Raw genomic sequence first — 12,448 nt, forward strand, 5'->3', positions numbered from 1 at the left:
CGCTGCTATGATGCGCTCTTCCGCCATTAGCTGCTGCTATTTTGTTGAATCAGTCGAAACATCCGCAACTGAATTGTTGTCGGTTCGATCAGCTCAACCGCTAGAGCTTTATATGCTACTGTACTCAATAAACATAACAGAATTTATCAGATTGCCATCGTCTTGACTCAATACTCTTATTTTTCTAAACTAATAAAATGTTACACTAGGGTAAGTTCGTCCAAAATGATAAATAGGAGCGTAAATGTGCAGTCACATCCAATCTACGTCTTACGTAAAACAGGTCTTTTAGATGGTATTTCATTACTAGTCTTATTTTGTATTGCTATGCCCTTGAAATATATATGGGGAATAGACAAAGCAGTGTCGATTATAGGAAGTGTTCACGGTGTAATTTTCATCCTATATGTACTTGCCATACTTTATGCTGCAATGCGAGTAAAGTGGAGCCTGCTTTGGTCAGTAGCAGCATTATGTGCCGCTTTTATACCACTCGGCAACTTTTTGCTGGATGGGAAGCTGAAGAACGCCCAGACCAAATATCACGTAAAGCCTTTCAACCACTCCCTGCTCGTGTATAGTATCGTGTTCTTTTCTTTCTTTGATTTATTCGCACAACTGCCAGTCATGAGTACATTTGCGACTTCTATGGGTGCCAGTTCGTTTATTGCAGGCTTTGTTATAGGACTGTATTCGTTATCTAATACGCTAGGTAATATTTTATCTGGTATTATGACTGATAAGGTTGGGCCTTTCCGAATGTTAATGGTCGGATTGCTTTTATCAAGCAGTGCCCTTCTACTTTACCATTTCGTCGAGGAACCCAACTTTTTAATCATCGTTCGCATCATACATGGTTTTGTCGCCGGATTAATTGTTCCAGCTGCGTTTACATTCTCTGCGAATTCAACATTAAACAATCAACAAGGGCAAAAAGTAGCCTTTATTGGTACATTCGTGGGACTAGCAGCCATTATCGGCCCTGCTTTCAGTGGTATTATGGCTAGTAAAACCTCCGTACCATCGGTCTTTACTTATGTATCCATATTAGGATTTGCACTTGCAATCCTATCTGCCATTTTTCTCAGTAAGTACAAGCCCACGAAGAAAGAGAAAGACAATGATGTTATTTCATCTTCCGGGTCAATTTTCAATGCGGGTGTAATAAAAGCTTTTGTCGGAGCCTTTATTCTCATGTTCTCTCAAGGCGTTATTGCTTATTTGTTACCCCTGCATGTTCAGACACTTGGATTCGATTCTAAAATTAGCGGGACATTAATGAGCATGTTTGGAATCATTGCCATTCTGGTCTTTGTTCTTCCGACTAATCGTATATTCGATCGTGTTTCCCCATCAATAACGATGGCCATCGGCATAGCAATAATGGGATTATGTCAGTTGCTTATTAGCCAATCAACGACGATATTAGAACTATACTTCGTGTTAGGTCTTTATGGGGTGGGCTTTGCATTCTTATTCCCTTCTATTAATACGTTGCTCATTAAAGCTACACCGGTAGATATGCGTGGGAAAGCTTATGGTTACTTTTACGCCTGCTTCTCCCTAGGTGTTGTTGCCGGATCTACCGTATTAGGCTGGCTCCCCTTCACCATTGTCCATGAGTTTACAATCACAGGAATCATTCTACTGCTATGCGCTACCTTCGTCGTCTTTAACAAGCAAAGAGATCACGATCTGATACAATAGAGAGGATCTATTCATATTTGAAAACACAAAGAAAACCGCTAAACACTTAATAATACTTGTGTTTAGCGGTTTTCTAGCTATATACCCTGCAATAATGAAGTCATAAAACTAATCGAGAGAAATGAGATTTGCAAGAAGGTATGCATACCCCGTATGGAGCTTCCATAAGATCCACCACTGACAAACATACAGCCCATAACATAAAGGAATATCCGAGTGGAAAGACAACTGGCATATATCGTTTCCCAAGACTCTTTGGAAGATGTCTATCCCATGCGGCTCTAGCAGAGAGATTCGAATAGCTCTATTCATATTTCATAAATTGAAATACTCAAAAATATTTCACTAGTCATTGCGCATAGAACTGGTGAACATGCTATAATTATGGTTGCATTTAATACTAGTGAGTTCTTGTTAGTATCTCACTTAAAGAAATTACTTTTATAATTCTTTTGAGAGGAGGCCATGTGATGTTCGCCAAGCGTCTGAAACAGTTGCGTAAACAAAGGAAATTGACTATGCAGGAAGTAGCGGATTATGTTGGAGTTGCAAAAAGTACATATGCTGGGTATGAATCTGGATACCGTCAGCCAACGTTAGAGTCCATTCATACGATTTCTCGAAAGTTACGTACTTCTGCGGATTACCTTCTTGGGCTGACTGATTATCCTGAGCCCACAGCAGAACTCAATCATAATGCAAAAGAATATTTAAATTACGAACAGCTTCATTGGGATGGAGTTCCCTTGGAAAAAGATGATCTCGACCTGATACGCATATTGCTTGAACGTGTGATCCGTGACCGAAACTTACCAAAGGATGAATAACTTATCCTCCCATTAATCGTTGCATCTTCGCTCTTGATTCATCTTGAAGCCCTACCTTTAACATGTTATACGTTTGTTTCCACTCATTAATTACACTTGTAGATATAGCATCCTTCTCTGCGTTTCGAATTAAATCTTGGTAAGTAACTTCACATGTAGATTCTGCAGTTGCTATCTCCTTGGTTGTATTTTCTTTCCATGATTGAACGCTAACAAATTCCCTAACATCCAACTTTTGGAAACTATTCTCTGCACCATGTAAGACCCCATTCATATCCTTCCTACAATTCGCCTCAATATTTTTCATTTCTTGTTCGTATTTCTGTAGTGGAGTTACGACCGCCTCGGTTTGCTTACTGTTAGATAAGTCCGTTTCTCCTGTTTTAGGCGAATCTAATTCCACTGAACTAGACGAATCCGGCTTCGTCGTAGGTGTTGTATACGCATTGTTCTGCGCGTTGCTTTGAGTATTGGTTTGTTGTTGAGACTGTGCTTGAGACTTTATTGGAGGTTGAACTGTGGCTTGGGTTCCAGACTGAGGTTGAGACTGAGGTTTGGGCTGAGTTAGAACAGATGTACCCGACGTCGTTGGAGGCTGAATGATAGATTGCGCACCCATTTTTACATTCTCGTCAGCTTCATTTGGAGACTGTGCTATGGATTCGCCGCTATCCTCCAGTTGATCATCCGTTATCCCAATAGAATCACCCATCTCATCTATCATAAGCGGTTCCTCTTCCACCCCTAAATTCATGGCTAACGGTTCATTTGTTGATCGTTCTTCTGCCTCTAGCTGCGATGTTTCGCTTCTGTCTTCCCCATTGGTTCGATCATCAATTTGAGCTTTCTCTGAAGACTCCTTCCAATACAATCCACCCCATACAAAAAGCAATATAATCGTGATGGAGGTCAAAATAACTATAAGAGGATTCTGTTTCAGAATTCGACGACGTCTTTTTTTCCGTATACGTTGTGTTCCCATCGTTATGTTAAACACCACTTTCTTATCAAATTTCGATCTTTTCAATACCCTCGATACCACTTCCGTAGGAACCAATCCGAATTTTACGTTACCATGGATAGTAAAAGAAATAGGCCAGCCCTCCTTTCAAAGGAGAACTGGCTACTATTTAGAATTTCATTAAACTTTCGATGATGAGATTACTCATTTGAGTGACCTGTTTCTTGATATTATTAATGGCTTTAGTCTTAATCGATTTCGTAATTTCGATAGGGCTAATCTGTTCAAAACTATCATTTCCAGCTTGAATAACTTCTACAAGCAATTGTACTTTTTCCGCATCTGTGGTTGCAACACCAAGTCTCTTTTTAATTTCGGTAACCGTACTATCGAATGTCTTGACGATCTTTTGAATCTCTGCAGCTGGGTCTTTCCCGAAGTCATCGTTAACAAGCGTCACTTCTTGCTCAAAGACTACCTTTGAACTGCCTCCAAGGAAATGAGCCAGCGATGCTTGAATAACTACCGTTCCCGTCTCCACTTTATTCGATATCTTAACTTCACCTTTCGAATCTACCTTAACATCTTTGCTTCCGGAGACCTTCTTCCATTTCAAGCTAGATGCAGGAATCTCAACTCCTAGAAACGTCATACCATATACATGTTGACGTCCGTTATCCGTAATTTTAACGGTTGATTCAGCTTCAGAATGAATAAAAGCAGCATTCATTGCTTTAATAGCCTTCTCATCGTTCTTAAGTTTGCTTTTAAATTTAGTTACCATGGAAGCAAAATCATCCGGTCTAACACCAAGATTGTACATTGCATCACTTACAGCATAACCATTCTTGTCCGATAGGACCTCTGACAACGCTGAACTTTTAACTGTATCTAGCCCATCTTTATTACTTAATAGCTTATCCAACTCATTCGAGCTCATATTCGCTAGCGTATTTCGGACGATTTTTTCAACTCCACCATTCTCGCGACCATCACCAAACATCATGATAAGAATATCATCGATTGTAAGCGTTGGAACTTCAGCAGCTATCGCAAGCGTCTTCAACGTTGCTCTGAATTCTGGGTTTGCTCGAACCGTCTCCATCTGAGCAGCTTCTACGTCATATTGAATGGATCCCACTGATTTAATAATATCAAACAAGCTGTTCTTCAACGCAACTTGATCTACAGACTCCGGTAAATTCTGAACAATCGGATGCCAGATCCGATCAATCCATGCTTGATCTTTAGCGAAGCTTAGCCCGATCAATTCATCACGTAACTTACGGACATTGTTTACATCCGAAGAGCCACCTGCAACTAACGCATCAGTTATCTTATTCCACCGTTGCAGGAACTCCTCTACAGGGAATACATTCTCTTGCACTACGGTGTCATCTACTAGCGTGACCTCTTTCTCAAAAATCACTTTGGCAAATCCGCCATACGGATTCACAATCATCGCTCGAATAACAGCTGATCCGCTTTGAACACCTTCGGGAATCGTGATTACACCATTTGGAGCTACTATCACATCGTTGCTTCCTGAAACTTTACTCCATTTCAATACAAGAGAAGGAATTTCCTGTTCGAACAACTTCAGGCTGTAACTTTGCTTACGACCGTTCTCACTATTCTCAAATGTTGCCTGTGTGGCAGAACGAATATAAGCGAAGCTTATCGCTTGAAGAGCGGCATCATCATTTGTAAGTTTAGCCTGAACGTTAGTGACTAACGTCCTGATATCCTGAGATGAAATGTCCAGTTTGTTCAGAATGGCGCTCATTTTATAGGTATCTGTTTCGCTCATTTGCTTATCAATGGCTTGTAGCAATATTTCCGTAGTCCCCTGGGTGTTACTTACTAATCCCACCAATTGGAGTAGCGGCATATTTGCCAGACTACTTCTCACCGCTCCTTCTACTCCAACTCGGCTTCCGCCGTCACCAAATAGGAAGACGAGAAGGTCATCTATATTGGCATTCATATTGCCACTAGCAGCTGATATCAATTTAAGCGTTGTTTGGAACTCAGGATCCGACTTAAATGCCTCCACATCCGCCAACGACTGGATCGAACCAATCGCCTTCAGAAGACGGAATAGACTCGCCTTCAATTCCACTTGATCTACGAATGGTGGAATCTTAGCACTAATTTTGTTCCATATCGGGTCAATGAGGTATTGATTTTCGCTAAACTCTAGCGCATTTAGTTCAGTCCTCAAGTTTATTACAGCCTGCATATCGGCTGGATCACTAGATATCAACGTAGCGTACAACTCACTTATTCGGTCAAAAACGGGGAACGAACGTGGTTCCAATTCCGCAGCATTCGCACTCTGAATGAAGCCTACTTTCTTCGTAAATCCTTTCTGACTCATTGGTAGTCCTCCAAGAGAAACAGTAATCATAGATAGCACGAGCACGGATACGGTCATCTTCTTTGTAAATGTCACTTCGTTCACCCCTTAATATGGATATGAATATGGTTAGTAATCTAAAATTGTAGCACGGGCATCTGTTGTTTGACGCCTTGATTTAGATTAGGACGACCCACCGAATAATAAATGAAATCTGTTCCCAACAGATGCTCTTCATTAAATACATTTCGACCATCAATGAGAATAGGCTGTCTCAATACATTTTGTAGCTGTAATAGATCTACCTTTGCGAATTCATCCCACTCCGTCAACAAGCACAAAGCATCCGCATCTCTAGCAGTTTCTAGCGCTCCATGGCACCATTCGACGCCCTCCTTACCGAATAAAGCTTGGAAGCTTTCCATCGCAATTGGGTCATAAGCTTTCACTTTCACACCGTTATCGACTAAATGCTGAATGATCTCCAAGGCGGGCGAATCACGAACATCATCCGTATTGGGCTTGAACGCTAATCCCCACACAGCAACCGTCTTCCCTTCCAACTTACCGTCAAATATATTCTCTAGCTTACGAATGACGTTAAAGCGTTGCCCCTGATTCACTTCCACAACGGAGCGTAAGAGCTTAAATTCATAATCCACATGACCAGCAATCTGAATTAGTGCACTGGTATCCTTGGGAAAACAAGAACCTCCATATCCGATACCCGCTTTCAGGAATGATGGACCAATGCGTTTATCGTAGCCCATACCTTCCGCCACCTTGGTCACGTCTGCGCCTACCTTTTCACAAATGTTGGCAATCTCATTAATAAATGATATTTTTGTCGCTAGAAAGGCATTAGATGCGTATTTAATCATCTCAGCGCTACGAATATCCGTCACAACGATATGTTCCGTTAGTGGCTTATGAAGTTCAGTCATCGTGTCAGCAGCTCTTTGGCACTCCGCACCAACGATGATTCGGTCTGGATGCAAGGTATCTCCAATCGCCGAACCCTCTCGAAGAAACTCTGGCAATGAAATACTGTCAAAGACCTTGTCGGATTTGGATCGGATTAATTTAGCAAGTCGTTCATTTGTTCCGACTGGCACCGTACTTTTCACAGCAATGATCTTGTAGCCGTTCATCGCTTCTGCAATCTCAAGCGCTACTTGATCAATAAAAGCAAGATTTGCCTCTCCATTGGGTAATGGAGGCGTTCCAACGGCTATAATAATAATGTCCGATTGTCGTACAGCACTGGGTAAATCCCCCGTAAATGAAAGTTTTCCAGCCTCGCGATTGGCCGCAGCCAATTCTTGCAATCCCGGTTCATAGATGGGTATCCCACCCGCATTCAACATAGCAATCTTACGTGGATCCTTATCTACACATATGACTTGGTTGCCCAGCTCCGCGTAACAGACGCCCGACACGAGACCTACATAACCGGTTCCGATAACCGTAATGTTCATTGTCATCACTCCTTCATTAAGTTTGCTTCATTTACACAGTGCACAGTTGCATAATCTCGTTCCAATCGAACGCAAGTCTTACGATGTCCTCTTCAATAAGTTCAATACCCGTCTGCACTTCAATGATGTCCATCTCCGTATTTGCCCGTAGGCTATGTCTAGTGTCTTTGGTAATGACTAAAACGTCTCCAGCCTTCACTAGAAGGTGCTTGTCATTCAGCACCATTTCACCTTCACCAGCAACGACAGTCCATACTTCGTTTCTAAGTAGGTGATATTGGTAGCTTAAATTCTGACCCGGTGCGACACAGATTCGTTTCGTCAACACTTCTTGTCCGTCTGGATATTTCAAGTAATCGAGTACGCGATAACGTCCCCAACGCCGCTCTTCATACATTGGTCGTTGATCCGAATGTTTCATCACTTCCTTAATCATCGGACTTGATGCCTTGTCCGACACCAAGATCCCATCCGGGCTTGCCGCAACGATTACGTTGGATAAGTTAAGGAGTGTAATCGGTATATCCAGTTCATTGATAACATGCGTATTTGTCGAGTCACCACTGATAATTCCTTTACCAATGAGTGAGGATTCGATCTGTTCAGTCAGTGTGTTCCACGTTCCTAAATCTTTCCAATCACCTTCATAAGGAAGGGCAACGATGTGAGTCGCTTTCTCCACAATTTCGTAGTCGAAGCTGTTCTTAGGAATTCTTCCATACTGTTTGGACATCTCATCGTATTGGATCGGATAACCCTTTTCGATCAGAATGTTAATGAGAAAATCAAGCTTAAAAGCAAAAACACCGCAGTTCCAAAGTGCAGCCTGCTCAATCATGGCTACCGCTTCTTCCTCACGGGGTTTCTCTCGAAAACTTTGAACGGTTATGTAAGGCACATCAGCCTTAGTGCCGACATTTGGAACGATATATCCATATTTCTCAGAAGGATACGTTGGCTTCACGCCCATAAGTGCCAAATCCGCACCCGACTCGTTAAGAACATGTTCTAACTCCTTTGTCTTGTGGAAGAATGACTCTTCTACGTACGGATCAACGGGCATCACAACGATAGTCTCATCTAAGCTAACGCCTTGCACCGAATATAAATAGGTAGCTGCCAACGCGATGGCTGGAAAGGTATCTCTTCTCTCCGGCTCCACAATCACTTCGATCTCACTTCCAAGCTGGCTGTGAATCATCTCAACCTGTGACTTACTTGTTGCAATATATGAATGATCGCGAAGTCCAGCATTAGAAATCTGTCCCCACACGCGTTGTACCATCGATTCCCGTTCACCTTCGGCATTTCCCAACACTTTTAAGAACTGTTTGGAACGTGATTCATTCGATAACGGCCACAGGCGTTTGCCCGATCCCCCGGACAGAAGAACAATTTTCATGATGACTCCTCCTAAAAGTTTTGTTTAGCATCTCTTCATCGCTTAACTTCGTAACAAAACTTACGTCGTAAGCATATGCTTAGTTTTTATGAAGCTTAGCTTCCTGATTAACTTCGCAATAAAAATTCACTTCGAAAGCATAGTTTTTAAATTTTTGTTTAGCATCTCTTCATTGATTATCTTCGTAACAAATCTTACGTCGTTAGCATGAGCTTAAATTTTTGTGGAGCAATTCTTCTTGTGAACCATTAATCTCTCATATCGTGCAGATTCTAGCGAAGGGGGCGGAATTGTCCTGGAGAAGCGCTAGCGTTCGCCTTTGCCCTCTAATTTATACCGCAATCGCGGTCTAATAAAAAAATTAGAGGGCAACAGCGATCGTAAGGACAATCCGTCACCGTAGCGGACATCTCCGCACAGTAACTCTACTTCGATAGCATCAGCTTCGTTTTTTTAAGCAGCGCCTCTTCATATAATCTCGTAATCTTAGAACTTTTCACTACGAGTTGTGTTGATTCGATTCCGCTAGTCCAGGTATTATAGTAATTGGAATTTTTCCCGTATGAATTATCGAGTAATGTATTTGGCTTGTCCATTAAGCAGGCTAGAATATGACCATGTAACCTTGAGGTCTGTACGTTGCGATAACTGCTAAAGCGTCTGACCGCTTTGTTCACTAAGTAATCACTATACTTATCCCAGATAACATACATCGGTAGGGGGCTACTCCCTTTTCTCATGGCTTTGGCGATCATGTTGATAGCCTTTTTCTCCACTCGATTATATAAGGAAGCCCAGTCTAAGAAATCGCCCTGTCCATCCGATTCGAATTGTAACTGCTCGATTGTCTTCTCAATATCCGTCCGGAAGAAACAGAGTAGGTCTTTATCAGGTCTACTTTTCGGAGCAATCGGCCACAGTTGATGCGCCATATCAGGTGATAAGTAGACATGACAGTTATGAAATTTCTGTATAGCTAGCCCATAGGTCAAGGTATCTCTTACAAAAAGATGAGCATCCCCATGGTTATTAAAAAGTTGCGCCGTGCGGTCGTATTCCGATTCTTCCTTAAAATAGATCGTCTGAGGAAGTAATACGATCCGATTATGAATATACTCAGCAACGATTCTCTCACGCAATCTCTGATGGACTGGGTATAAGTCTCCGAAGTTCCCCCCGCCCTGAAGAACGATGATCTGATCCTTCGGTATGATTAGTTCATCTGGAAAATCCAGAACGCTGTATCGCGCTTGAACATGAATATTATGGTCTCTAAAAAACGCCTCGGCGCCCTTCATGATCAATAAGTCCCCTCCATTGTTATATACAGGGTAATCTATATAATAAATACTTGATCCCGACGGGATCACATTCAGAATTTTACGCAGCTCGTTTTTCAATATATCCATCGGGTGACCATTAGGTTTCACTTGCATATTAGCGCGCTCCTTTACTTTTAGTTTTTTCTTTCATGCGCTCTATTAGAAAACGAAAGTCATCCTTATCGAATAACATCCCACTTAACTTCACGTGAAAGACGATCCGCATGGCAGCCATCGTTACCACCAATCGGATGATAGCACCCATTAATAAGGCAAATGCGATTCCATTTAACCCGTATAATGGCGTCAATACGAAGAACAATCCGATTGTTACTGCTAGAGCGATCAGTTGACGAACTAATACAAGACCCGGTCTTCCCATCGCATTAAACGAAGAGGCAAGTATCCATGATCCACCACCAAGAATGCATTCAATAGACAGAATATAAAAGGCTCCGCTCGCCTCTAGAAAAGGTGCACCGAACAGTACACCCATTAGATAACGACCGATGAACATGCACGGAATAACGACGATGGTCATCAAGAGCATGGATAATCGGAATGCCCTACCTACTGTTAATATAATCGTATTCTTATCCATACCAGTGACCTTAGGAAAAATAACATTCGTAATGGCTGTCTGCACAACATTGAATACACGTGATAATGCATAGACGACGGTGTACAATCCTAAATCTCTTGCTGTTAGCATAGAAAGGATAATGATTTTATCGAACTGAGAATACAGCGTTCCTAGCAGCTCTACTCCGAATACTTTACTACCGTATCCGAATAGCGTCTTTGCTGCCTGTAGATTTCCCAAGCCCTTGAACCAATGAATTCGAAGCTCGTCTCTTACACTGTATAAAGCCCACAATATAACAAATACACTGGTCACGAGAAACACCAGTGCAGCTGAATGAAGACTTAAATTACCCACTGACCATAACACCATAAGTCCAATCAGGTTGATCAATGGGAAATATAATCGAACGCCATTATATACGTTGAACTTGCCTGTGCTCTGAGCCAGAGCCGAGATTAAATTGACTGCAAGCAGTATGGGAAGCATCAGCACCGTATACCATCTAGCGGTCTGAATTACAGCCTCCGGATAATTACCAAGCCATACTGGCAACCACATCCAAGCGACGAACCCGACAATCACACTGACGGGAATCTGGAATAGAAACCCCGCTCGAACGAAATCAGCTGCACTACCTTTATTTTGCTTGAGGTTATAAATTAATGAGGTTGGAAGACCAAACCCTACAAGACCTGCAAGTAACGTTGGCCAAAATAGAATAGCCGAGAACTCTCCTTTACCCACAACACCGAACATGCGGGCCGTCACAATCGAGGTCATTGTGCTGATGATCATGACTAGGAGATTGGTTGCGCTTGTGCGAAGAATCGTCTGAAATAGTCCGCTAACCTTCATTTCTTTGTGAATGGTGAGCTCTGCCATAACCTAACTTCAACCCCTACCGTTATATCGCAAGATACCCACCAGTGATCCGTTGCGGTAACATATTTTTACGACTTGTCGGATAAACGTTTTGAAATGAAAAATCGTAAGTATCGATGAAAGAATGGCCTGGAACATACGAATCGTATGCTTCAGAATCGCTATGGAGCTCTTATCTTTCCGTTTCACCGCATCACTCACTCCCTGCCAGAACATCCTTTTCAAGAACCATTTCTTCGTCGTTCGTTCCTTTGCTATTTTGTGCTTGACCGGGGCAAAGGGAGTATAGTACACCTTGTATCCTTCACGTAATCTCGCGATCAGTTCGCTTTCTTCGCTCGACAACAAGTTTGTTCCGACCCGTCCCAAATCCTCACGAAATGGCTTAATGTGATCGAAGACGCTTAATCGAAAAGCAACATTTGCCCCATATGGGATTGCTGGAGTCGGCATTTCCATCACCTCACTCGAATAATCGAGAATAGTGAATACCGATCGATACTCCTGCGGAATCCAGTCCGGTTCCTTGTTTTCCCAGATCGGTTCGATTTTTCCTCCTACACATCCAATGGCTGAATCACTTTCAAATACGTCTACGATGTTGCATACCCACTCGTTCGAAGCCAAAGCGTCATCATCCAAGAAGAGAATGTACTTACCTCTTGCCTCCCGAATAGCTCGATTACGTGCAACGGATAATCCAAGTGTATCCTCGAATATATATCGTATCTTTGAACCGTGCCTAAGTCTTAAGTTATTCACTACCTCGACGGTATTATCTGTCGATCGATTATCGATGACGACAATTTCAATTTCCTCTTTAGGGAAACTTTGATTCAAGGCGCTCTCAATGGCTTCTCCTGTATCCTTCGCTCGGTTATGCGTGCAAATGGCAACTGTTACCGTTATCTTCATCTTCATCGT

9 protein-coding genes are annotated in these 12,448 nt (G+C 42.3%); 2 read left to right on the forward strand and 7 right to left on the reverse strand.

Annotated elements, in window-relative coordinates; all coding sequences use genetic code 11:
* Window positions 1–246: 246 nt before the first annotated feature.
* Entirely contained in the window at window positions 247–1,707 is a 1,461-nt protein-coding gene (locus tag PBAT_RS21655; RefSeq protein WP_068652765.1) for an MFS transporter, read from the forward strand.
* Between the two features lie 470 nt (window positions 1,708–2,177).
* Complete coding sequence (locus tag PBAT_RS21660) at window positions 2,178–2,534, forward strand: helix-turn-helix domain-containing protein (RefSeq protein WP_068652766.1); 357 nt, start codon at window positions 2,178–2,180, stop codon at window positions 2,532–2,534.
* A 1-nt stretch (window position 2,535) separates the two neighbouring features.
* On the opposite strand, the gene PBAT_RS21665 is transcribed toward PBAT_RS21660, so the two are convergent.
* From PBAT_RS21665 to PBAT_RS21695, 7 genes are all read right to left on the reverse strand, one after another.
* Window positions 2,536–3,516 (reverse strand): hypothetical protein, encoded by a 981-nt coding sequence (locus PBAT_RS21665; protein WP_169810156.1) that lies wholly within the window; start codon window positions 3,514–3,516, stop codon window positions 2,536–2,538.
* 148 nt (window positions 3,517–3,664) lie between these two features.
* A complete protein-coding gene (locus PBAT_RS21670; RefSeq protein WP_068652768.1) occupies window positions 3,665–5,950 on the reverse strand; it encodes a hypothetical protein in 2,286 nt (761 codons plus the stop codon).
* A gap of 41 nt (window positions 5,951–5,991) precedes the next feature.
* On the reverse strand, window positions 5,992–7,332 hold the full coding sequence (locus PBAT_RS21675) for a UDP-glucose dehydrogenase family protein (protein WP_068652769.1): 1,341 nt from the start codon (window positions 7,330–7,332) through the stop codon (window positions 5,992–5,994).
* Between the two features lie 31 nt (window positions 7,333–7,363).
* Window positions 7,364–8,734: a sugar phosphate nucleotidyltransferase gene (locus PBAT_RS21680; protein WP_068652770.1), complete on the reverse strand. Its 1,371-nt coding sequence runs from the start codon at window positions 8,732–8,734 to the stop codon at window positions 7,364–7,366.
* Window positions 8,735–9,159: 425 nt separating this feature from the next.
* Window positions 9,160–10,170: a polysaccharide pyruvyl transferase family protein gene (locus tag PBAT_RS21685; protein WP_068652771.1), complete on the reverse strand. Its 1,011-nt coding sequence runs from the start codon at window positions 10,168–10,170 to the stop codon at window positions 9,160–9,162.
* A 1-nt stretch (window position 10,171) separates the two neighbouring features.
* Window positions 10,172–11,524: an oligosaccharide flippase family protein gene (locus tag PBAT_RS21690; RefSeq protein ID WP_068652772.1), complete on the reverse strand. Its 1,353-nt coding sequence runs from the start codon at window positions 11,522–11,524 to the stop codon at window positions 10,172–10,174.
* 9 nt (window positions 11,525–11,533) lie between these two features.
* On the reverse strand, window positions 11,534–12,445 hold the full coding sequence (locus tag PBAT_RS21695) for a glycosyltransferase family 2 protein (protein ID WP_246168257.1): 912 nt from the start codon (window positions 12,443–12,445) through the stop codon (window positions 11,534–11,536).
* Window positions 12,446–12,448: the final 3 nt, after the last annotated feature.

Origin of the sequence: Paenibacillus antarcticus (assembly GCF_001637225.1) — a bacterium.
In the GTDB taxonomy this organism is placed as follows: Bacteria; Bacillota; Bacilli; order Paenibacillales; family Paenibacillaceae; genus Paenibacillus_AQ; species Paenibacillus_AQ antarcticus.

Excerpts from the sequence above, each read along its gene's own strand:
- PBAT_RS21660 (WP_068652766.1), top strand. The coding sequence starts at position 2,178 with ATGTTCGCCAAGCGTCTGAAACAGTTGCGTAAACAAAGGAAATTGACT.
- PBAT_RS21665 (WP_169810156.1), bottom strand. The coding sequence starts at position 3,516 with ATGGGAACACAACGTATACGGAAAAAAAGACGTCGTCGAATTCTGAAA.
- PBAT_RS21675 (WP_068652769.1), bottom strand. The coding sequence starts at position 7,332 with ATGAACATTACGGTTATCGGAACCGGTTATGTAGGTCTCGTGTCGGGC.
- PBAT_RS21680 (WP_068652770.1), bottom strand. The coding sequence starts at position 8,734 with ATGAAAATTGTTCTTCTGTCCGGGGGATCGGGCAAACGCCTGTGGCCG.
- PBAT_RS21685 (WP_068652771.1), bottom strand. The coding sequence starts at position 10,170 with ATGCAAGTGAAACCTAATGGTCACCCGATGGATATATTGAAAAACGAG.
- PBAT_RS21690 (WP_068652772.1), bottom strand. The coding sequence starts at position 11,524 with ATGGCAGAGCTCACCATTCACAAAGAAATGAAGGTTAGCGGACTATTT.
- PBAT_RS21695 (WP_246168257.1), bottom strand. The coding sequence starts at position 12,445 with ATGAAGATGAAGATAACGGTAACAGTTGCCATTTGCACGCATAACCGA.